Raw genomic sequence first — 20,245 nt, 5'->3', positions numbered from 1 at the left:
GCATTTATCGAAAATTTATCGCGTGGATGGATGCCTTCGAAATTGGGAAAAGTCCGCGAATGTCTAAAGTTCAGTTTGAAGTGATATGCTCAAAGAATGGAAAACGACATTGCTTCACTGCGGGGCGACATGCTCAAGTTCGCCAAGATCCAGTTGCGTGACGACTCCGCTGCGGAGGACGCGGTTCAGGAAGCGCTGGCCGCTGCGCTTTCCAACAAGAAATCGTTCGAAAACCGGTCCAGGCTCAAGACTTGGGTTTTTGGCATTCTGAAGAACAAGATCGTCGACATCATCCGCGACAGGATTCGCTCGCCTTCGATCGGAGAAATTCCGGAGGAGGCATATGACGAACTGTTCGACGAGAACGGATACTGGCAGGAAGATGCCCGGCCATCCGGCTGGGGAGACCCCGAAAAGAGCGCTTCCAGCGAGCAATTCTGGAAGATATTCTAACTCTGTCTGACCCGCCTGCCGGAAAACGCTTCGAGGATTTTCATGATGAGAGAGATGCTCGGCTTGGAAACGGAAGAGATCTGTAAGGAATTGGGGATCAGCACGACGAACTGTTGGGTGGTACTGCATCGCGCCCGCATGGGACTGAGGTTATGCCTGGACGAGCGCTGGTTCAAATCAGGAGGCGGAAATGTTGAATTGTAAGCAGGCTACCGAGTTGATGTCTCAGCGATTGGACAGGGATCTCTCCATACCCCAAAAACTGAGCCTGCGCCTTCACTTGATGATGTGCGTGGGTTGCCGCAATTTCGGTCGCCAGATGGATTTTCTGAGGCAGGTTTCCAGGAAATTTCCACTACGGGAGGCTTAAGCATGGACAAGATCAATCTCGAATCCGTGTTGACCTGCCCACATTGCGGATTTGCCAAGACCGAGATCATGCCGACGGACGCTTGTCTTTACTTTTGCGAATGCAGTCGCTGCAAGACGCTGATTCGCCCCAAACCTGGGGATTGTTGCGTTTTTTGTTCCTATGGCACGGTCAAATGCCCACCCATTCAGATGCATGGGTGTTGTTGATATCACTGTAATGTTCTTGGAATTGCGAAATGGAGGAACTGAAGCATCTGTTGAACGGCCTGCTTATCGTGGCTTCCATGGAGGAGGCTAGCAGCCTGTCGGGTTTTGGCCGAACATGGGAGATTTCCGCCAAATCAGGTGGCGCGTATAGCACTGGGCGGATTTCTGCACGATCTTGGCAAGATTTCGGTGCCTAATGCCATATTTATTAGGGGTCGTTGCTGCATGATGTCGGAAAGATTGGCATGTCCGATGCGATTCTGTTGAAACAAGGCACCCTTGACGAGGTTGAATGGCGGGGAATGCGGATGCACACGGAAAAGGGTCGTCGCATTGTTGCGAAAATTCCCGGTATGGCGGAAGCCGCCGAAATTGTGTTCAGTCATGAAGAGCGTTTCGATGGCAGCGGCTATCCACGCGGACTCTGAGGAGAACAAATTTGCTTGGGGGCGCGGCTGGTTGTCGTAATTGATACGCTGGATGCGATTACTTCCGATCGCCCTTATCGTACAGCAGATTCATTCGAACATGCGTATGAAGAAATTGTAAAAATGGGCGGGATACAATTCGATCCGCTGGCGGTGCAGGCTTTTGTGGCAGAAGAGGCAGCGTTACGTGAAATGGTGAAAGCCAAATGCATGCAGTCGCACGATCCCGCCATCACGCTAAACACCAACGGAAGGAGTTGGATATGACATCCGATATTGACCCGGTTTGCGGCATGACGGTGGCCGCTGACAAGCCGCATCATCTGGAACAAGCAGGTAAGGATTATCGCTTTTGCTCTCGCCATTGCCTGGAAAAATTTCAGGCGAATCCATCTGCATACATCAAAACGGACGTAACCGAATCCGCCACTGCCTCCCCCTCCGCCAAAAATTACACCTGCCCCATGCATCCGGAAATACACCAGCCCGGGCCGGGAAGTTGTCCGAAGTGCGGCATGGCACTTGAACCGGAATTTCCATCAGATCCAGGTGCGCTCGAATACACCTGTCCAATGCATCCCGAAGTGGTGCGCAGCGAGCCGGGCAGTTGCCCGATATGCGGCATGGCGCTGGAACCGCGCAATGTTTCAGCAGAAGACGATACCGAACTGAATGATATGACGCGGCGTTTCCGGATCAGCACGGCGCTGGCCTTGCCGGTGTTCGTGATGGCAATGAGTTCCGACCTGTTGCCGCAAGCAATGCCGGTATCCATCTCGATGCTCTCGCTACAATGGCTGGAATTCGCGCTGGCGACCCCGGTGGTGCTGTGGAGCGGCTGGCCGATTTTTCAGCGCGGCTGGATGTCACTGGTTAATCGCAACCTCAACATGTTTACCCTGATCTCGCTCGGCGTCGGCGTGGCTTGGACGTATAGCGTGGTGGCGATGCTGCTGCCGGGAATATTTCCGCCCACGATGCACACGATGGGTGGTCTGGTGCCGGTGTATTTCGAGGCTGCGGCAGTCATCATGGCATTGGTGCTGCTTGGACAGGTGATGGAGTTGCGCGCGCGCAGCCAGACCAGCGCGGCGATTAAACTGCTGTTGGGGCTTGCGCCGAAAACCGCTCGCATCGTGCGTACCGACGGCAATGAGGAAGACATACCGCTGGGGCAAGTACAGCCGGGCGATGTGCTACGTGTGCGTCCCGGTGAGAAGGTGCCGGTGGATGGTGTGGTGCTGGAAGGCGCGAGTGCGCTAGATGAATCCATGGTAAGCGGCGAATCCATTCCGGTCGAAAAAATAATGGGCGCACGCCTAATCGGTGCCACGGTGAACGGTACCGGCAGTCTGCTGATGCGCGCCGAGCGCGTCGGTTCCGACACCCTGCTGGCGCAGATCGTGCATATGGTGAGCGAGGCACAGCGTTCGCGCGCGCCAATCCAGCGACTGGCCGATGTCACCGCCGGATATTTCGTTCCGGCAGTGGTGCTGTCCGCACTCGTCACACTGGCGGTATGGGGGCTCTTCGGGCCGGAGCCGCGCCTTTCGCACGCCATCGTTAACGCGGTGGCAGTGCTGATTATCGCCTGTCCGTGCGCATTAGGCTTGGCCACGCCGATGTCTATCATGGTCGGCACCGGTCGCGGTGCGCAGACCGGGGTGCTGATAAAAAATGCCGAAGCGCTGGAAACCATGGAGAAGGTGAACACGCTGGTGGTGGACAAGACCGGCACGCTGACCGAAGGCAAACCCAAACTGGTGTCGGTGTTTGCCGTTGCAGGGCACGATGAAAATGAAGTGCTGCGGTTGGGGGCCAGCCTGGAGCGCGCCAGCGAACATCCACTGGCGGCAGCGATCGTGAACGGTGCGAAGGAAAAAGGCTTCACGCTTGCGGCGGTCAGCGAATTTCGTTCGATCACAGGTAAAGGCGTGACAGGAACCGTCGAAGGCCGCATGGTCGTGCTGGGCAATTTAAAATTATTCGAAGAACTGAGAATTGACGCAGATGACTTGCCTGTACGCGCCGACACATTGCGCGGCGACGGACAGACGGTGATGCTGCTGGCGATTGACGGCAAGGCGGCGGGAACGATCGGCGTGGCCGACCCCGTCAAGACTTCCACACTGGAGGCGATCCGCACCCTGCATGAGGAAAACATACAGGTCATCATGCTTACTGGCGATAACCGCACCACGGCGGAGGCGGTGGCGCGCAAGTTGGGCATAGACCGGGTAGAGGCGGAAGTGCTGCCCGAGCAAAAAGCGTCCATCGTTAAGCAACTGCAAGCGCAGGGATTCATCGTGGCGATGGCGGGCGATGGTGCTAACGATGCGCCGGCGCTGGCTCAGGCGCAAGTTGGTATCGCCATGGGTAACGGCACCGATGTGGCGATGGAAAGCGCGGGCGTCACGCTGGTCAAGGGCGACCTGAACGGCATCGTGCGCGCCGTGCGTCTGTCCCGTGCCACCATGAGAAATATCCGGCAGAATCTATTCTTCGCCTTCATCTACAATGTGCTCGGCATTCCCATCGCGGCAGGCGTGCTGTACCCGTTTTTCGGGTTGCTGCTCTCGCCCATCATCGCGGCGGCGGCGATGAGTTTCAGTTCGGTGTCGGTGATTACCAATGCGTTGCGCTTGCGCCGCGTGAAACTGTAACTTTGGGAAGGAGGCGGAAATGTGGGGGCATATGAGTGGGTACGGATGGGGCGGCATGGGCGTCGGCATGTTGCTGTTCTGGGGATTGTTGATCGTCGGCGTTGTGATGCTGGTGAAATGTTCTATGGGTTCCGGTTCCTGCGGGAAGCGAAAGCAGGAAAAATCCGCGCTCGATATTCTCAAGGAGCGCTATGCGCGCGGCGAGATCAGGCGCGAGGAGTTCGACCAAATGAAGCGTGATCTGAAAAGCTAATGCGTCAGTGTTGTCAGGGGTTCAAGGTTGGCTGAAATGCGCGGCGCAGCCCAAGTAGCAGTGTTTTTATGTGGAAATACGGCACTGATCAGGGGGGCCGCAGGGCGTGTGGCACATGAGGAATCCCGCGCGGTTTTCGGGAAGGTGCAGAAGTGAACGGTGACCGAGAACAGTCGGCCTTCAAAATTGGTGGAGGAATGACATGAAAGTCGAAATCACCTATCGAATTGTGCTTCAAGATCCCGGTGGTCCCTTGTCGCTTTGGATCCCGGTGCCGGCGAACACCGGCTACCAGAACGTGCTGAAATGGCATCATGAAGGCAACGGTAACGAAGCCGGGTTCTTCAGCGACCCGGTTTACGGCGCGCCTGCTTTTCACGCCCGGTGGGAAGAGAACAAGAACGACAAAGCGCTCAGCGTAACTATCCAAGTGGAGGTACGAGAGCGGCGGGCGTTGTTGGCGCAAGCCGTGCGGGGGAGCGAATTGCTGGCCGATGTCAGACATTTTCTCGAACCGACCGCGCACATCCCCACCGACGGAATCGTCAAGCAGCGGGCCAACGAAATCACAATGGGAAGCAAAAATCCCCTCGACGAGAGCCGGGCGATTTACGACTGGATCATCGAGAACACCCACCGCGATTTCCAGGTCACCTGGTGTGGTCTGGGCGACGTCAAGACCATGCTCGAGAGCGGCAACCTCTGCGGCAAGTGCGTGGACATCAATTCGCTCTTCGTCGCGCTCGGGCGCGCCGCGGGCCTGCCGGCGCGCGAGGTATTCGGGATTCGTGCCGCCGAGTCGCGCCTGGGGCCGACGCTGGGCCGCAGCGGCGACATCACCAACGCTCAGCATTGCAAAGCCGAGGTGTATCTCCCCGGCGCGGGCTGGGTGCCGGTGGACCCCGCCGACGTGGTCAAGGTCACGGACGAGAAGCAGCCACGCGAGGTGATCGGCCGGGTACGGGACTATTTCCTCGGCAACGCCGAGGATAACTGGGTCGCCTTCAATCATGCGCGCGATTTCATGCTGACCCCGGCCCAGGCGGGCGGCCCGCTCAATTATTTCATGTATCCCTACGCCGAGTGCGCGGGCAAGCCGATAGAACTCAGGGCCGGAAATCCGGGTTACACGATTTCTTCCATGGTGTTGGCCGAAAAATGAACACACCGACTCCAGAAACCCGCGACCCCGCCGCCCTTCCGGAGCCGTTACCGCCGCGCGCAGTGGAAACTGCCATCTGGCCGCTGCTGGGATATGCCCGACAAATCGCCAAACTGCTGCGTGTGGCCAGGGGCTGGAGTCGGGAGGTTCTGGCGGAATTGGCAGGACTGCATCGGAACTACGTGGGGCATGTGGAGCGGGGTGAGGTCAATGTCGGGTTGGAGAATCTGATGAGATGCTACCCTGTTGTACACCCCCGCACTACTGACAGGGAGTCTGCCGTGCCAGAGATCGTCCGTCCGATCCGTACCCATTGCCTGAGGAAAACCGGAATGCAACGGGCATGTACGTGGCGTTGGTTGATGATCCTGCCCGTGACGCTATCTGCCGCCTTCCTCATTGCAGGGCCGGCTCATTCCCAAGACTACCCGGGCGGAAATCCGAAGCGCGGAAGTTTCATCGCCTCTGGCAAGTGCGCCGCCTGTCACGGTGCGGACGGCAACAGCGCGAACCCGCTTTTTCCGAAGCTCGCAGGTCAAAAAGCCGCCTATTTATACGGACAACTGCGTGCGTTCAAGGCCGGAGGGCGCGTATCCCCGATCATGTCCGGGATCGCTGCGACCTTGACCGACACTGAGATGGCCGATGCCGCAAGTTTCTTTGCGCGCCAAGCTCTCCGCCCGGACCAGATCAAACATAAGACCCTCGCCTCCGCTGGCAGGAGCATTTTCCATGACGGGGCGAACCGAGGAGCGACCCCTGCCTGCGCGATGTGTCACGACGCCTCCCACAGCATGTCCATGATGGGCGGAATGTCGATGATGGGCATGAGGGGCGGTGGGATGATGGGCGGCGGGATGATGGCGGCTATCCCTGGGCTGAACGGGCAGCATGCCGCGTACCTCGTCAAGCAACTCGACGACTTCGCGACGGGCAAGCGGCAGAGCATGATGATGAACTCCATCGCGACGACTCTGACCGACGCCCAAAAGCAGGCCGTAGCCGAGTACCTTTCCGGGCATCCGTGATCTGTGCCGTGAGGAGGCCGCATGAACTCCTGTACCCAGGCCCTGATTCATCGTCCACACTCACCCACAGGATTGTCATACCTCCAATGACCTCGGAGACTTGTCGCTTGCTCAGCCTCCGCCAGCATGGCTGTTGGGTTCGCCCGTGGCTCACATGGCTTTGTCGAGCCCATCCCCCAATAAGGCAAATCCAAACCATCGCGGCTTCGCAATGCCATTCCAACATGCAGCCGAAAAATCGAACCACGATAGTTTCCTGATGTCAATGGCCAACAGATTTGACCCACTTTTGGCCATTAATTTTGACCCACCCCAACCCCAGAACCACCGCCTAATTTGGGTTGCGGACGGCGGCCAGTATACTACCCCCCAGTTTAATAATGCTACCCTCCAGTATGGTTTTTATCGTTGGAGCATGAATACAAATGGGCCCACACCATTCGAGACAAAGCCAAGCTGCTGACCCGCGTAAGACGCATTCAAGGTCAGGCGGCCGCCCTGGAAAAGCAACTTGCCGAGGAAGGCGATTGCATTGCCGTCCTGCAACAGATCGCAGCGATTCGGGGCGCCGTCAACGGCCTGATGGCCGCTGTGATTGAGGGACACTTGACTGATCACGTCGTCAAAGAACCAGCGCTGGAGCAGCGACAAAAGGACTTGGAGGTAGTGCTCCAGGTCATCAATTCCTACCTCAAGTAGGACATGAAGTAGCCGGGCACACAGAGGATCAAAGAGTGGAAGAAAGTGAGAATAAGAACGAAGCCGAATTGGTGGCTGCAATCGCCACCCGGTCGAAGGGCTGGCTCAACCGCACCGTCGTCGGCGCTGGGATCACCAGCGCCCTGGGTGACTTCTGCTATGAAACGACGACCGTCATCCTGCCTGGCTTCCTTGCCGTGCTGGGACTGCCGGCCAGCGTACTCGGCACCATCGAAGGTATTGCCGATGCGGTGGCCAGTTTCACCAAGATGGCATCAGGCTACGTCGCGGACAAACTGGGCCACCGCAAGTTGTTGGTCCTCGTGGGCTATGGCCTGACGCCGCTCGGACAGGCGCTGATTGCACTGGCGGCCGGGTGGCCGCTGATCCTGCTCGGCCGCATGGTGTCCTGGTTCGGTAAGGGGCTGCGTGGGCCGCTACGCGATGCCATCGTGATCCAGGCGGTGACGCCGGAAACCAAGGGCCGAGCCTTTGGATTCCACCGCGCCGCCGACACCATCGGCGCGGTCCTCGGCCCGCTATTGGGTGTCGCACTGTTGGGATGGGCGCAAGGTCTGCATTGGGACGGCGCGGCCGGCCCGTTCCGGCTTGTGCTGTGGCTGTCGGTCATTCCCGGCGCGCTGGCCGTACTGGCCTTCCTGACGCTGGTCCGGGACCCACAACACTCGCCGAATCCGGCGCTCAAGTTCTTCAGTTTGTTGCGCACTCTGCCGGTGCGCTTCAAGCGCTATCTGGGCGCGGTCGGCCTATTCGGCATCGGCGATTTCTCGCACTCGCTTCTGATCCTGGCTGCGACCACCCTGCTCACACACTCGCTCGGCGTGGTGAAGGCTACCCAGGTGGCCGGCCTGCTCTATGTCTGGCGCAACGTGGTGCAGGTCGTGCTGTCCTACCCGGTCGGCGCCATGGCGGATCGTGTCGGCCATCTACGCATGTTGGTCGGCGGGTATGTGCTTGGTGCCCTCACGGCCGTCCTGACGGCGCTTGCCTTCTGGTTTTCGGTGGACAGCGTGCCGCTGCTCGCCGCCATCTTCTTCGTCGCAGGCTTATACGTGACCGTCGAGGAAGCGCTGGAATCCACGGTGACGGCGGAAATGGTGCAGGCCGACACCTTGGTGATGAGCTACGGCGCGCTGGGCACGGTCAACGGCACGGCCAAGTTCATCTCCAGCGCCATGGTCGGTGTGGTGTGGACCGCTGTCTCGCCGGCTCTCGGTTTTGGCTTGGCGGCTTTTCTGATGGCGGCTGGGACGCTGGCCTTGCTCCGCGTCGGGAACGAGTAGCGTGCGGAGACAACCATTATGACAAAACGACTAATCTCGAACGCCAAACAATGGGCGCGAATCATCAAGCGGGATGTGCACGCGGTATGGCTTGCCGCTCGTGATCCACGCACACCATGGTTCGCAAAGGTGCTTGCGCTGGTTGTCGCGGCCTATGCAGTCTCGCCCATCGACTTGATCCCCGACTTCATTCCCGTGCTTGGCTACGTCGATGACATCATCATTGTTCCGCTCGGAATCATGCTGGTCGTGAGGCTTATCCCGCCAGAGGTAATGAACGAGCACCGAGAAACCGCCGCCAGAGCCACCGAGCGTCCGGTAAGCCGCATGGCGGCGGGCGTGTTTATCGCCATCTGGATCGTCTGCGCCACCCTCTTGGTCAGACTGTTCTTGTGAATATGTCTAACCGTGGCTTAGCGGTGCAGCCCGCTTCTGACATTTCGTGCGTCTTACAACCCGACGATCAACCGCCATCGGGCGGTTTTTGCGTCATGACAAGCGATTTTTTATTTCGGTCGCCTGCGCTCGACCGATTTATGACCATAACCTATGAGCCGGAAACCCGCATGAATCCTGGAGGCGACCTCTTGAACGCTCAAGAGGCAAACTGATAACAGAGAGAGGAAAACGGGGAAAGTGGCACCGGAAACTGGGTCAGGGGCAGGGTAACGCTCAAGAGAAAAACTGCCGGAACCCCGCCAACAGTGGCGTTGCGGGCAAAAAAATCCCAACCCGTATCGGTTGGGATTTAAGGTAATGGTGGCAATCCGAATATGAATCGGCGTCCGCAAGCGCCCAATCAAGTGCGCGGGCTCAAGCCGTTGCACGAGTTTTGCGACCAGAAGTTGTTTCCACCCCAAGGTGCTCAATAACCATCGGCGGCCGGTTCGGGAACTGGGCCACGAGTTCAAGTTTGCCGCCCATGCTTTCCACATAGTGCCGCAGGGTCGACAGCAACATGTCGCTGCGCTTTTCGAGACGCGAAATGGCGTCCTGTCCAACGCCTAGTACAGCAGCAAGCTGTTCCTGCGTTTGTCGTGATGCTTGGCGCAGGTCTTTCAGCGTGGCCAGTTCCATCGCACGCGCTTCCACCCGTTGCTTGCGCTCTTGCGGCAGCGCGGCCATCACATCATCGAGTTTTTTTGCCATGATTGAACTCCTTGCTCTGCTGGGTCAGTGTGCCCAGGTGCTTGTCGTAGCGATCGTCGGCTACATTGATCAAGCGTTTGTAAAACCGACGCTGGTCTGCGCCACCCTTATCGCCGCCTACCAGAAGGATGGCATGCCGTTGGGGATCGAATGCAAACGCCACCCGCCAGACTTGGCCGTTCCAGGAAAGGCGCAACTCCTTCATGTTGGTGTGCCGCGAACCCTTCAGTGTATCCACTGTCGGACGGCCGAGATTCGGGCCAAATTCCGCCAGCAATCGCGCGTGCGCCAGCAATTCGTCCTGCAGATCCTCCTTCAGGGCGCTGAATTCCGTGTCAAAGGCATCGTGAAAGAGAACAGTCCAAGTCACGAACGAATTATGGTCTTAATAACATATGCAGTCAAGGTCATGATTGTGCGTGGTCTGGTGGCGGTGATCAACATCTGGGATGATGCACTCTATGATCCATGGCCCCACCCAGACTACCGAGCATTCTCCGCCTCGATATCTTCCAGGCCATATAAAGGAGATTGACGCATAAATTCGACCAATGAGTGCCCGCTTCCAGAGAGGCGCTCAAACATGGAGCGCGATACTAGAACTGCGACTGACTGACCGTGCAGAGTGATATCCTGAGGCCCCTCGCTCTCGGCGCACTTGACCACCTCGGACAACCGCGCTTTTGCTTCTTGCATTTGCCAAACATGCATGATCAACTCCTTTATTCTGACTAGACAGGTCTGAATTTTCCAGATTGGTGTGGATAAGTAAATGGACTGGGACATGGACTGGAACACGACGCGACATCTGTCCTGCCACCGGGGGCCCGCTGGATTTGCTGCATCAATTTACCATCACGCAAAGCGTGTGCAGAGCGTAATCCAGGGTTACGTTGCTGCGCCTCATGGCACCAATACCCCGACGGGGCAATCTGCAACACCTTGCAGATCGGCTCGACCCCGTAGGTACGCGATGTTGGTCGACAAACCCTCTCAGGACTTGAGCCGACGGTCGAGCTCCGCCTGGGCAAAAAACGCGCTGGCCAACCTCAGAATCTCATTGGCCTTGCGTAACTCCTTGACTTCACGTTCCAATGCTTTGACACGCTCCTGCTCGGCGCTGGTCACACCATCGCGCGCACCTGTATCGACCTCGTGCTTGCGTACCCGGTCATTCAAGATCTGCGGCACACAGCCGATCTTCGGCGCGATCGATTCAATCGTTTTCCGTAAGGAGGGATATTCACCACGATGCTCCAGTACCATGCGTACAGCGCGTTCGCGAACTTCGGGGGAAAACCGGTTTGATTTTTTCATGGCTCCATTCTCTCAGATATTGGAGCCTCCTCAAAACCCGGGGTGATTCATTAAACAATGCAACTTGGTCTCCGAGTGGGAATGCCCACCATGTCAATCCTAGGCGCTTACCGAGCACTCGCAATTTTTCCGCATTGCGCCCGGCGAGTATCGGTTTGTGTCCTCGTCTGACTGCCTGTTCCGCGATCAGCGTTCCGGTGTAACCCGTTGCGCCATAAAGCAGCCATGAACCATCGGTGCTATGTTTCATTGCAGGCCTGCATAATAATGGAACGCACAATCTCAGGCTGGTCGAAATGCACCATATGACCAGCATCAGGAACCAGCGTTACCGCAGCCTTCGGGGCGGCAATGGCTACCGGCAATCGTTGCACGATTTCTGCTGAAATTAAAGGGTCTTGCTCGCCGAATACATAATGGACTGGAACATTCAATCGCGGCGGATTGGAAATCATGTTCAACGAAACCAATTGCGGCAGCAGTTGGTTCTGGATCAGATTCATGTTGCGCATGGCGCTTGCCGTACCCAGCAATCCATAAGTGCGTATCAGGTTAAACAGCGTCTCCTTTAACAGGTCGCCGAATTTCCTGCCGTGCTCGATAGCGCCCAGGTCGGACAGGATGCGGGCGCGCAGTCGGAACGCAGCCGCATCCGTGTAAGGCGGCTCGCCGAGTTTCATCAACTTTGCGTTTAATCGTTTGTCATTTGCATTGACGCTATGCGTTTGCATGAAGAAGGCAGCGGAAGCATCGCTGCTGGCGGTATGCGCATCCGGGGAAATGGCGACGATTGCTTTTACATCGCGCTCATGTTCTGCTGCCTGCAAGGAAAAGGTTGCCCCCAGCGAAATACCGAACACGATGGTCGCTTGCCCGGTTTCTTTTTTCAGCCAGTGCAGCACCTCGCGCAAATCGTCCACCTGCTGTTGCAGCGTAACGTTCGTCGCATCGTTTCGGGAAACATTACCGCAGCCGCGTTGCTCCCAATAACAAACCCGAAAATCTTTTTCCAGATTCAAACGACGCTGAAATTTTCCCGCTTCATGCAGCAAAGGGAAACCTGGCCCTGCCTGTACGATCAGCAACGGAGGCAGGCCGCTACCCTCGGCGATCATGCGCACCCGCTGAGTGGCACCGTTGATTTTCAGCTCGAATGTTTTATCGAAAATCATGGCCGACTTTCTCATTTCTGATGCCCCAGTCGCACCTCGATCTGAGGATGTGCAGCGACCAGATTTTTCAGGCGTTTCAGATTAAGCAGATTGCGTACGTTGTCATCGGTGAAATCACCCGGTTCCACTGTATGCTCCCAGCCCCAGCGAGTGTGACAGGTGTCACCGGTGAGCAGTACCGGGCCGTGCGTTGTACGAACCAAGAAGGCTACGCTGCCCGGCGTATGTCCGGGCACACTTATGGCGAACACCGAACCGTCTTCAAACACATCTACGATGCCTTCAAACTTGTTTTGCGGATCGGGCTGGAATCGCCATTCCTGCAGCGGCGGCCTGCCTTCCAATAGTTGGTCAGTGGCATCGTGTGTGAACATATTCTTGAAACTTCGTGTCGATGATTCCGTTGCGCCGATATACATCGGCACCTCATCGGGAATGTCCGGCAAGCCGGAAATGTGATCCAGGTGCAGATGGGTAAAAAAAACTCCGGATAATTTTCCATCCATGCCTTGCAATATCTCGGCGGTACTTTTGTTAGTATGTATCTTTTCGATGTGCATCACCCTCTGGATCAGCCAATTCATGTCATATCTGCCGGGATCACCCAACAGTTTTTTTGACACGCCGGTATCCACCAGAAAGTTGCCGAACCTGGGGTGTTTCAAAACATGGGCATATATCTGTATCGGCTCATCCCGATCTTTCAGCCCAGTTTCAATGGCTGCCGGGCTGTTCAGGTTCAACAAGCCCGCCAGTGGCACCGACCAGTCTGCGCTGCTGATAGTTTTCAATTGGATAGGCCCGGGCTGGTCTATCAAGCGTTCCATTTCGGCGCTGCTGGAAGGCTTGCCAAGCGCGGGCTTACCAATGGGGTGGCTGGTTGCGGAACAGCCTTGCAACAACAGCACACAGCAGAAAGTAAATAACAAGTATTGGTTTTTCATCTTTCCATCCAAATTTTATCTGCACGCACATATACTCACACATTCAAATATCAATCAGCAATTGGCTAAATTCGGATGAGGTCATCCGTTATTACATAGGCCGTTTTCACTTCGGACATAGCGATGAATTTGAGATGGGATGATCTGAAACTGTTTTTGGCAGTACATGAACACGGCAGCCTGAGCGGCGCGGCGCGCGCACTGAAACTGGGCCAGCCGACATTGAGCCGTCGCATCGCCGAGTTGGAAGAGGTGGTGGGAGAGGCGCTGTTCGAGCGGAAAAGCCAGGGAGCCAGCCTCACCGCAGCTGGGCAGAAATTATTGCCTGCCGCGCAGAGCATGGCTGAATGGGCGAACGAGGCTGAAATCAGCGTCAAGAAGCAAACTCATCTGCCGGAAGGCAAAGTGCGCATTGCAGCACCGCCCGGCATAGCCTATGAAGTGGTGGTTCCGCTGGCCGCCAAGATACGCAAACAATATCCGCAGATACAAATTGAAGTGTTGTCCGGCGTAGAAATTTTAAACCTCGGACGCGGCGAGGCGGACTTATCGCTACGCACACAAAAGCCCGGCGATGCCGACCTGGTGTGCATGGACGAAGTTTCCAGCGCTATGCGCGTGTATGTCAGCAAGTCCTATGGCGCCAAACTCTCGCCGCATCCGAGCATGGCCGATCTGGACTGGATATGCTGGTCGACCTCCTACGACGGATTTCGTACCGAACAGGAATTACGCGCGTTGATCCCCAACTTCAAACCGGCTTTCACCTCAGACGATTTCATTGTGCAGATGGCCGCCTGCAAGGCAGGCTTGGGTGCGATGATCTTGCCGCAAGCCATGCACCGTTATGCCGGCTTGGGAGAATTGAATGCATTGCAAGAACTCGATATAGACCTAGGGCCAAGTGCGGTCGGCACCCTGTATCTAGTCTGCCACAAACGTCATCGCCATCTTCCCAAGGTGCAGTTGGTGATGGATTTTATTTTCGGGGAGTTTGCCAGTTTACGCTAAATCACTGGTCTACACCGATAGGCTCCAGTCGCGGCTTCATCGTTCAGTTCGAGCAGACGCGGCATCAGTCTTCGCGAACACAACCGATATTGGAATGTCTCGCGAGCTGGCATACGCAGAATTTATAAAGCAGCACGCGCCGTCGAAGTGTGACGTCTTCTTGGGTGGCTATCTATTTGACGACGATGGTGCTGAGTCGAAGCAGCTTGACATCATAATTACGACAGACACGCACCCCATTTCAATTTCCATAACTAAGGATGGAACCGGTAAATCATTTTCACCGGTGGAAGGTACGCTCGGCGTTGTTTCCGTCAAATCGACATTATTCCCTTCGTCCAAGAGACGGATGAATTGTTACCTTTGCGCAAGGTCCGGTGGAATGATGGGTTGGGCAGCAAGTCAGAAACCATACTCGCGCTCGACACGACAGACCCGGACACGAAATGCCCGATACCAGTCCTTTGCTCGGTGTTGAGCTTGGCGATGAATGACGTTTTCCTTCCAAGCCGTTATTGCCTCTTGGCTCGCCCAATATGAAACGGAGATTCCGATTTCTTGCCTCGCACTCTCGAAGCCAAGGAAGCCCGGTTGTTTGGAGGCAAGCTCCAACATTTGTTTTGCCGTTTCACCATAGCCGTTGTCACCGTCAGTGCGGACGGATGTAAAGATGACGGCGAAATACGGTGGTTGTGGTGTTTGTGCGGGGGAAACCATCAACGCTCCTTTTGCTGCCCAACAGTTAATATAGAGACCCATGGGTCCAGATGTTTTTTATGGCACTGACAGGAATAATGACATCGTATTTTCGTGAATGTCTCCTATAGGGAAATCTTTTACTGACAGGTTTCTTGGTACTCTGCTGTCTTACAGCCCAACGATCGCTGCAGTCGGGCGGATTTTGCGTCAGGGCCTGCCATTTTTTATTACGGTCGCTTGCGCTCGACCGATTCATGATCATAACCGATGGGCCGGAAACCCGCATGAATCCTGGAGGCGACCTCTTGAACGCTCAGGAGGTAAACTGATAACAGAGAGAGGAAAACGGGGGAAGTGGCACCGGAAACCGGGTCAGTTGCAGGGTAACGCTCAAGAGAAAAACTGCCGGAACCCCGCCAACAGTGGCGTTGCGGGCAAAAAATCCCAACCGATACGGGTTGGGATTTAAGGTAATGGTGGCAATTCCGAATATGAATCGGCGTCCGCAAGCGCCCAATCAAGCGCGCGGGCTCAAGCCGTTGCGCGAGTTTTGCGACCAGAAGTTGTTTCCACCCCAAGGTGCTCAATAACCATCGGCGGCCGGTTCGGGAACTGGGCCACGAGTTCAAGTTTGCCGCCCATGCTTTCCACATAGTGCCGCAGGGTCGACAGCAACATATCGCTGCGCTTTTCGAGACGCGAAATGGCGTCCTGCCCAACGCCTAGTACAGCAGCAAGCTGTTCCTGCGTTTGTTGTGATGCTTGGCGCAGGTCTTTCAGCGTGGCCAGTTCCATCGCACGCGCTTCCACCCGTTGCTGGCGTTCTTGCGGCAGTGCGACCATCACATCATCGAGTTTTTTTGCCATGATTGGACTCCTTGCTCTGCTGGGTCAGTGTGCCCAGATGCTCGTCGTAGCGATCGTCGGCTACACTGATCAAGTGTTTGTAAAACCGACGCTGGTCTGCGCCACCCTTGTCGCCGCCTACCAGCAGGATGGCATGCCGTTGCGGATCGAATGCAAACGCCACCCGCCAGACTTGGCCGTTCCAGGAAAGGCGCAACTCCTTCATGTTGGTGTGCCGCGAACCCTTCAGTGTATCCACTGTCGGACGGCCGAGATTTGGGCCAAATTCCGCCAGCAATCGCGCGTGCGCCAGCAATTCGTCCTGCAGATCCTCCTTCAGGGCGCTGAATTCCGTGTCAAAGGCATCATGAAAGAGAACAGTCCAAGTCATGAACGAATTATGGTCTTAATAACATATGCAGTCAAGGTCATGATTGTGCGTGGTCTGGTGGCGGTGATCAACATCTGGGATGGTGCACCCTATGATTCATGGTTCCACCCAGACTACCGAGCATTCCCCGCTGCGCTCGCTGCGTTGCGCGGTGTATGCGCGTGTGTCGGTAGACGACAGGCAAAACTCGGATATGCCCTCTGTTGAGGTACAAGGCCAAGCTTGCCGGGCATACATCGAAGCGCATCGGCATCAGAACTGGCAGGCCATCGAGGATGTATATGAAGACAGCCAGCCAGCACACGCCGATCGTGGATTTGGAACTCTGGAATTAGGGTAAGCGGTAACTGAGCGGCGTTATATTTTCGCAGAAGGAAATTCCCCATACTTCTCCCAGGTTTTGACAAGGGAGAAAGGGAATGGAAACAAATTCGGGTAGCGGTAGATTGCGCTACAGCAAGCAGGAGTGGCAGGGGTTCGTGTCCGAGTTTCTGGCCAGCGGTGTAGATGGCTGTCAGAATCCGCGTAAATCCGGCGGTGAGTTCAGATGAACAAGGACCATGGGGATAGGCGGGGTTGTTGGTAGCGATTGAATATTGGCCCAAGACGGGCTGATTTTTGAAACAGAAATTGTGGGTAGGCATACCCAACCACTCGTTTTGACCTTCCCTTTTTCCGGCATGTGGAAGACATGCTGGAATTGGTTTTTCAGACCCGAATAATGTTGTGACTGTCACGACCACAAGCACTGTGCGTGGAGTGTGGTTCGAGTTATGGTCGAATTCGTGATGTGGGGGGGTGACGTTGGGATCGAGATGCGGTAGAAAGGAGGTTTACCGCTGAAGAAACAAGCGCGACACCAGCCCAAAACGACCAAGTCTTTGCTGATGCCGCGCCCCCACCACGCACGGGGTACGGGTGAAGTTGCAGTATCGCACGACCCGGCAGGTTCCGTCGAGAAGGGCTTCAGTCTTGACGGGGATTGCCGATGCAAGACGAGGCTACAGGCCGTTTCTTTTTATGCGCAAGTTGCCGTGTGCAGGTGATCGTCTGTAGCGACTGTGACCGTGGTCAAATTTACTGTCATGCTGACTGTGCCCAGGTCGCTCGCCGGATCTCTCTGCAGAGGGCTGGCAAGCGCTACCAGCAAAGTCGGGCTGGGCGCCTGAAACATGCCAAGCGCACCCGCAACTATCGTCTCCGCCAGCAGAATGTGACGCATCAGGGTTCCCCTCCCCCCGTCCCGGATGATCTACTGGTGTCGAACCTGATGCCTGTCACGAAATCGCTGCCTGCTGTCACAGGAACCTGCTGTTTCTGTGGTTGTCCTTGCTCTGCTCTGGTGCGCCAGGGCTTTTTGAGGAGGCGTCGGGGTCAAATGACCACTGGACCTGACTGGAGGCCCCCTCATCATGACCATTTCCCCTGAACTGGAAGCACGGATTCTGCGTTATTACCACGCCGAACACTGGCGTATTGGCACCATTGCTGCCCAAATGGGCATCCACCACGACACCGTTGCTCGGGTGCTGACGCAGGCTGGTCTGCCGCCAGCGGGCACCCCACAGCGGGGTTCGCGCATCGATCCTTACCTTCCTTTCATTCATAAAACTCTGGAGCAATTCCCCAAACTCACCGCCAGCCGGTTATATGCCATGGTTCAGGCCCGAGGTTACCCAGGGCGTCCAGACTACTTTCGCCATCTGATTGCCCGCTACCGGCCACGGCCCAAAGCCGAAGCCTACTTGCGTCTGCGCACGCTGCCAGGTGAACAGGGCCAGACTGACTGGGGTCATTTCGGCTACCTTGAGATCGGTCGCGCTCGCAGACCCCTGATGGCCTTCGTGATGGTGCTCTCCTGGTCCAGGCAGATCTTCTTGCGCTTCTTCATGGATGCACGCATGGAGAACTTTCTGCTGGGGCATGTGGGAGCCTTCACTGCCTGGAGCGGGTTACCCCGTGTCCTGTTATACGATAATCTCAAGAGCGCCGTTCTGGAGCGACAGGGTCAAGCCATCCGGTTTAATCCCACGCTCCTGCAATTCGCCGGTCATTACCGCTTCGAACCACGGCCGGTAGCGGTTGCACGGGGGAATGAGAAGGGACGAGTGGAGCGGGCCATTCGCTATATTCGTGAAGCCTTCTTCGCCGGTCGCCATTTCACCGATCTGGCGGACCTCAACGCCCAAGCCGATGCCTGGGTGGTGGGACCTGCCGCCGACCGGCTCTGTCCGGGAGACACGACCCTGACGGTGCGTGAAGCTTTTGCCCAGGAGAAGGCTTATCTCATGGCCCTGCCGGAGAATCCTTACCCCACCCACGAGCAGATGCCGGTCAAGGTGGGCAAGACACCCTATGTGCGCTTTGACCTGAATGATTACTCCGTCCCCCACCTCCAGTTGCGGGCAAAAAAATCCCAACTGATACGGGTTGGGATTTAAGGTAATGGTGGCAATCCCGAATATGAATCGGCGTCCGCAAGCGCTCAATCAAGCACAGGTGATTCGGGAATACATCTGGTGTCAGGAGCACGAAGATCGGCGGTTAGATCAACTGCGCTTGTGGTGATGGAAGCGTGCCACCGCGAGGTGGCACAAGAAACCGGGGCGCGTTAGCGCCGCCGACCAGCCGATTTGAGCGGCTCACAAACTTAAAGCCCCCCGGACGGGGGGGTACTTACTGGATGTGCCCGGGAAATTGAGGTAGAACCCGTCCGTCTGCTGCGCGTGGCCCGGAGTTGGAGTCAGGAGGTTCTGGCTGAATTGGCAGGACTGCATCGGAACTACGTGGGGCATGTGGGGCGGGGTGAGGTCAATGTCGGGCTGGAGAATCTGATGAGGCTTGCCGGGTCCCTCGGGGTGTCGGTGGGAAAGTTGGTGGATCAGTACCGAGTGGGGGCGCGCGATTGATTTGAAACCAGCCCGTCATTCCTCTTTGCGCCAGGGGTCCAGCCGCGGGCCAATGCTGGACGAACGGTTCCGGGTCCCGTAGTGCCCCGCAGGGAGGCAGAAAGAACTTCCGCAGCATTGGCCCGAGATGCTACCCTGTTGTGTACGCCCTCGCACTACTGACAGGGAGCCTACCGTGCCAGAGATCCGTACCCATTGCCTGAGGAAAATCGGAATGCAACGGGCACGTGTGTGGCGTTGGTTTTGGTTGATGATCCTGACCGTGACGCTATCTGCCGCCTTCCTCATTGCAGGGCCGGCTCATTTCCAAGACTACCCGGGCGGAAATCCGGAGCGCGGACGCTTCATCGCCTCTGGCAAGTGCGTAGCCTGTCACGGTGCGGACGGCAACAGTGCGAACCCGCTTTTTCCGAAGCTCGCAGGTCAAAAAGCCGCCTATTTATATGGACAACTTCGGGCGTTCAAGGCCGGAGGGCGCGTATCCCCGATCATGTCCGGGATCGCTGCGACCTTGACCGACACTGAGATGGCTGATGCCGCAAGTTTCTTTGCGCGCCAAGCTCTCCGCCCGGACCAGATCAAACATAAGACCCTCGCCTCCGCCGGCAGGAGCATTTTCCATGACGGGGCGAACCGAGGAGCGACCCCTGCCTGCGCGATGTGTCACGACGCCTCCCACAGCATGTCCATGATGGGCGGAATGTCGATGATGGGCATGATGGGCGGCGGGATGATGGCGGCTATCCCTGGACTGAACGGGCAGCATGCCGCGTACCTTGTCAAGCAACTCGACGACTTCGCGACGGGCAAGCGGCAGAGCATGATGATGAACTCCATTGCGACGACTCTGACCGACGCCCAAAAGCAGGCCGTGGCCGAGTACCTTTCCGGGCATCCGTGATCTGTGCCGTGAGGAGGCCGCATGAACTCCTGTACCCAGGCCCTGATTCATCGTCCACACTCACCCACAGGATTGTCATACCTCCAATGACCTCGGAGACTTGTCGCTTGCTCAGCCTCCGCCAGCATGGCTGTTGGGTTCGCCCGTGGCTCACATGGCTTTGTCGAGCCCATCCCCCAATAAGGCAAATCCAAACCATCGCGGCTTCGCAATGCCATTCCAACATGCAGCCGAAAAATCGAACCACGATAGTTTCCTGATGTCAATGGCCAACAGATTTGACCCACTTTTGGCCATTAATTTTGACCCACCCCAACCCCAGAACCACCGCCTAATT

The 20,245-nt window shown here is 56.7% G+C and carries 29 protein-coding genes, 2 pseudogenes and 1 other annotated feature; of the genes and pseudogenes, 19 read left to right on the top strand and 12 right to left on the bottom strand.

Annotated features, from left to right (window positions below):
* Window positions 1-96 precede the first annotated feature (96 nt).
* The 10 genes from M6F29_RS08730 (at window position 97) to M6F29_RS08695 (ending at window position 6,566) form a co-directional block, all read left to right on the top strand.
* Window positions 97-453, top strand: a complete 357-nt coding sequence (locus M6F29_RS08730; protein WP_298158689.1) for a sigma factor — start codon at window positions 97-99, stop codon at window positions 451-453.
* A 6-nt stretch (window positions 454-459) separates the two neighbouring features.
* A complete protein-coding gene (locus M6F29_RS12345; protein WP_366525979.1) occupies window positions 460-657 on the top strand; it encodes a sigma factor-like helix-turn-helix DNA-binding protein in 198 nt (65 codons plus the stop codon).
* Window positions 644-823 carry a zf-HC2 domain-containing protein gene (locus M6F29_RS12340; protein WP_366525977.1) on the top strand — a complete coding sequence of 60 codons (180 nt, stop codon included), beginning with the start codon at window positions 644-646 and terminating at the stop codon, window positions 821-823. The genes M6F29_RS12345 and M6F29_RS12340 overlap by 14 nt, the downstream gene beginning before the upstream one ends.
* 2 nt (window positions 824-825) lie before the next feature.
* Complete coding sequence (locus M6F29_RS08725) at window positions 826-1,032, top strand: GDCCVxC domain-containing (seleno)protein (protein ID WP_298158687.1); 207 nt, start codon at window positions 826-828, stop codon at window positions 1,030-1,032.
* A 218-nt stretch (window positions 1,033-1,250) separates the two neighbouring features.
* The gene (locus M6F29_RS12580; protein ID WP_298158685.1) at window positions 1,251-1,460 is read left to right on the top strand and encodes an HD-GYP domain-containing protein; all 210 of its coding nucleotides are present in this window, start codon (window positions 1,251-1,253) and stop codon (window positions 1,458-1,460) included.
* A 15-nt stretch (window positions 1,461-1,475) separates the two neighbouring features.
* Window positions 1,476-1,727, top strand: a complete 252-nt coding sequence (locus M6F29_RS12575; protein ID WP_298158683.1) for a hypothetical protein — start codon at window positions 1,476-1,478, stop codon at window positions 1,725-1,727.
* Entirely contained in the window at window positions 1,724-4,123 is a 2,400-nt protein-coding gene (locus M6F29_RS08710; RefSeq protein ID WP_298158680.1) for a heavy metal translocating P-type ATPase, read from the top strand. Before M6F29_RS12575 ends, M6F29_RS08710 begins: the two co-directional genes overlap by 4 nt.
* 19 nt (window positions 4,124-4,142) lie before the next feature.
* A complete protein-coding gene (locus tag M6F29_RS08705) occupies window positions 4,143-4,376 on the top strand; it encodes an SHOCT domain-containing protein (RefSeq protein ID WP_298158678.1) in 234 nt (77 codons plus the stop codon).
* Window positions 4,377-4,578: 202 nt separating this feature from the next.
* Window positions 4,579-5,538, top strand: a complete 960-nt coding sequence (locus M6F29_RS08700) for a transglutaminase-like domain-containing protein (RefSeq protein WP_298158675.1) — start codon at window positions 4,579-4,581, stop codon at window positions 5,536-5,538.
* Window positions 5,535-6,566: a c-type cytochrome gene (locus M6F29_RS08695; protein ID WP_298158673.1), complete on the top strand. Its 1,032-nt coding sequence runs from the start codon at window positions 5,535-5,537 to the stop codon at window positions 6,564-6,566. Before M6F29_RS08700 ends, M6F29_RS08695 begins: the two co-directional genes overlap by 4 nt.
* A 47-nt stretch (window positions 6,567-6,613) precedes the next feature.
* Here the strand turns inward: M6F29_RS08695 and M6F29_RS12570 are convergent, their stop codons facing one another.
* A complete protein-coding gene (locus M6F29_RS12570) occupies window positions 6,614-6,853 on the bottom strand; it encodes a GIY-YIG domain-containing protein (protein ID WP_524537723.1) in 240 nt (79 codons plus the stop codon).
* Window positions 6,854-6,974: 121 nt separating this feature from the next.
* Between M6F29_RS12570 and M6F29_RS08690 the strand changes: the two genes are divergently transcribed.
* The 3 genes from M6F29_RS08690 to M6F29_RS08680 all read left to right on the top strand — a co-directional run bounded on the left by M6F29_RS08690 (window position 6,975) and on the right by M6F29_RS08680 (window position 8,965).
* Complete coding sequence (locus tag M6F29_RS08690; RefSeq protein WP_297454243.1) at window positions 6,975-7,265, top strand: metal/formaldehyde-sensitive transcriptional repressor; 291 nt, start codon at window positions 6,975-6,977, stop codon at window positions 7,263-7,265.
* Window positions 7,266-7,333: 68 nt separating this feature from the next.
* On the top strand, window positions 7,334-8,569 hold the full coding sequence (locus tag M6F29_RS08685) for an MFS transporter (RefSeq protein WP_366525978.1): 1,236 nt from the start codon (window positions 7,334-7,336) through the stop codon (window positions 8,567-8,569).
* Window positions 8,570-8,587: 18 nt separating this feature from the next.
* A complete protein-coding gene (locus M6F29_RS08680; protein ID WP_297454238.1) occupies window positions 8,588-8,965 on the top strand; it encodes a YkvA family protein in 378 nt (125 codons plus the stop codon).
* Between the two features lie 417 nt (window positions 8,966-9,382).
* On the opposite strand, the gene relB (M6F29_RS08675) is transcribed toward M6F29_RS08680, so the two are convergent.
* The 6 genes and pseudogenes from relB (M6F29_RS08675) to M6F29_RS08655 form a co-directional block, all read right to left on the bottom strand.
* Entirely contained in the window at window positions 9,383-9,718 is a 336-nt protein-coding gene (relB, locus tag M6F29_RS08675) for a type II toxin-antitoxin system RelB family anti-toxin (protein WP_297454235.1), read from the bottom strand.
* On the bottom strand, window positions 9,699-10,088 hold the full coding sequence (locus tag M6F29_RS08670; protein WP_298158666.1) for a type II toxin-antitoxin system RelE/ParE family toxin: 390 nt from the start codon (window positions 10,086-10,088) through the stop codon (window positions 9,699-9,701). The genes relB (M6F29_RS08675) and M6F29_RS08670 overlap by 20 nt, the downstream gene beginning before the upstream one ends.
* Before the next feature lie 113 nt (window positions 10,089-10,201).
* Window positions 10,202-10,429, bottom strand: a complete 228-nt coding sequence (locus tag M6F29_RS12330; RefSeq protein WP_366525976.1) for a type II toxin-antitoxin system Phd/YefM family antitoxin — start codon at window positions 10,427-10,429, stop codon at window positions 10,202-10,204.
* 116 nt (window positions 10,430-10,545) lie between these two features.
* A pseudogene (locus M6F29_RS08665) lies at window positions 10,546-11,035 on the bottom strand (transposase); the annotation flags it as partial.
* Window positions 10,642-10,757, bottom strand: a sequence feature (AL1L pseudoknot). It overlaps the preceding pseudogene by 116 nt.
* A gap of 239 nt (window positions 11,036-11,274) precedes the next feature.
* The gene (locus M6F29_RS08660) at window positions 11,275-12,207 is read right to left on the bottom strand and encodes an alpha/beta fold hydrolase (protein WP_298158664.1); all 933 of its coding nucleotides are present in this window, start codon (window positions 12,205-12,207) and stop codon (window positions 11,275-11,277) included.
* Between the two features lie 11 nt (window positions 12,208-12,218).
* Complete coding sequence (locus M6F29_RS08655) at window positions 12,219-13,151, bottom strand: MBL fold metallo-hydrolase (RefSeq protein WP_298158662.1); 933 nt, start codon at window positions 13,149-13,151, stop codon at window positions 12,219-12,221.
* 123 nt (window positions 13,152-13,274) lie between these two features.
* On the opposite strand from M6F29_RS08655, the gene M6F29_RS08650 reads away from it, so the two are divergent.
* The gene (locus tag M6F29_RS08650; RefSeq protein WP_298158659.1) at window positions 13,275-14,162 is read left to right on the top strand and encodes a LysR family transcriptional regulator; all 888 of its coding nucleotides are present in this window, start codon (window positions 13,275-13,277) and stop codon (window positions 14,160-14,162) included.
* Complete coding sequence (locus M6F29_RS12325; RefSeq protein ID WP_366525975.1) at window positions 14,146-14,640, top strand: DUF6602 domain-containing protein; 495 nt, start codon at window positions 14,146-14,148, stop codon at window positions 14,638-14,640. The genes M6F29_RS08650 and M6F29_RS12325 overlap by 17 nt, the downstream gene beginning before the upstream one ends.
* Here M6F29_RS12325 and M6F29_RS08645 read toward each other — a convergent pair.
* From M6F29_RS08645 to M6F29_RS08635, 3 genes are all read right to left on the bottom strand, one after another.
* Entirely contained in the window at window positions 14,565-14,879 is a 315-nt protein-coding gene (locus M6F29_RS08645; RefSeq protein WP_298158656.1) for an antibiotic biosynthesis monooxygenase family protein, read from the bottom strand. The two genes, M6F29_RS12325 and M6F29_RS08645, sit on opposite strands and share 76 nt — an antisense overlap.
* 513 nt (window positions 14,880-15,392) lie before the next feature.
* Window positions 15,393-15,728, bottom strand: coding sequence for a type II toxin-antitoxin system RelB family anti-toxin (gene relB / locus M6F29_RS08640; RefSeq protein WP_298158653.1), 336 nt, complete (start codon window positions 15,726-15,728; stop codon window positions 15,393-15,395).
* Complete coding sequence (locus M6F29_RS08635; protein ID WP_298158650.1) at window positions 15,709-16,098, bottom strand: type II toxin-antitoxin system RelE/ParE family toxin; 390 nt, start codon at window positions 16,096-16,098, stop codon at window positions 15,709-15,711. The genes relB (M6F29_RS08640) and M6F29_RS08635 overlap by 20 nt, the downstream gene beginning before the upstream one ends.
* A 419-nt stretch (window positions 16,099-16,517) precedes the next feature.
* Between M6F29_RS08635 and M6F29_RS08630 the strand changes: the two genes are divergently transcribed.
* The 4 genes and pseudogenes from M6F29_RS08630 to M6F29_RS08615 all read left to right on the top strand — a co-directional run bounded on the left by M6F29_RS08630 (window position 16,518) and on the right by M6F29_RS08615 (window position 19,908).
* Window positions 16,518-16,649: a hypothetical protein gene (locus tag M6F29_RS08630; protein ID WP_298158647.1), complete on the top strand. Its 132-nt coding sequence runs from the start codon at window positions 16,518-16,520 to the stop codon at window positions 16,647-16,649.
* Window positions 16,650-17,510: 861 nt separating this feature from the next.
* Window positions 17,511-18,503: pseudogene (gene istA, locus M6F29_RS08625) on the top strand (IS21 family transposase); the annotation flags it as partial.
* Window positions 18,504-18,824: 321 nt separating this feature from the next.
* A complete protein-coding gene (locus tag M6F29_RS08620) occupies window positions 18,825-19,007 on the top strand; it encodes a helix-turn-helix domain-containing protein (protein ID WP_298158639.1) in 183 nt (60 codons plus the stop codon).
* Window positions 19,008-19,221: 214 nt separating this feature from the next.
* Window positions 19,222-19,908: a c-type cytochrome gene (locus M6F29_RS08615; protein ID WP_298158636.1), complete on the top strand. Its 687-nt coding sequence runs from the start codon at window positions 19,222-19,224 to the stop codon at window positions 19,906-19,908.
* Between the two features lie 47 nt (window positions 19,909-19,955).
* Here the strand turns inward: M6F29_RS08615 and M6F29_RS12565 are convergent, their stop codons facing one another.
* Window positions 19,956-20,126, bottom strand: coding sequence for a hypothetical protein (locus M6F29_RS12565; RefSeq protein WP_524537722.1), 171 nt, complete (start codon window positions 20,124-20,126; stop codon window positions 19,956-19,958).
* The coding region (locus M6F29_RS08610; RefSeq protein WP_298158633.1) for a hypothetical protein at window positions 20,059-20,245 on the bottom strand (187 nt) is incomplete at its 5' end. The genes M6F29_RS08610 and M6F29_RS12565, both read right to left, overlap by 68 nt.

It is taken from the genome of Ferrovum sp. (assembly GCF_027317285.1).
Taxonomy (GTDB): Bacteria; Pseudomonadota; Gammaproteobacteria; order Burkholderiales; family Ferrovaceae; genus Ferrovum.
Note: the sequence above shows the minus strand (reverse complement) of the source record. Positions and strands in the feature narration are given on the sequence as shown.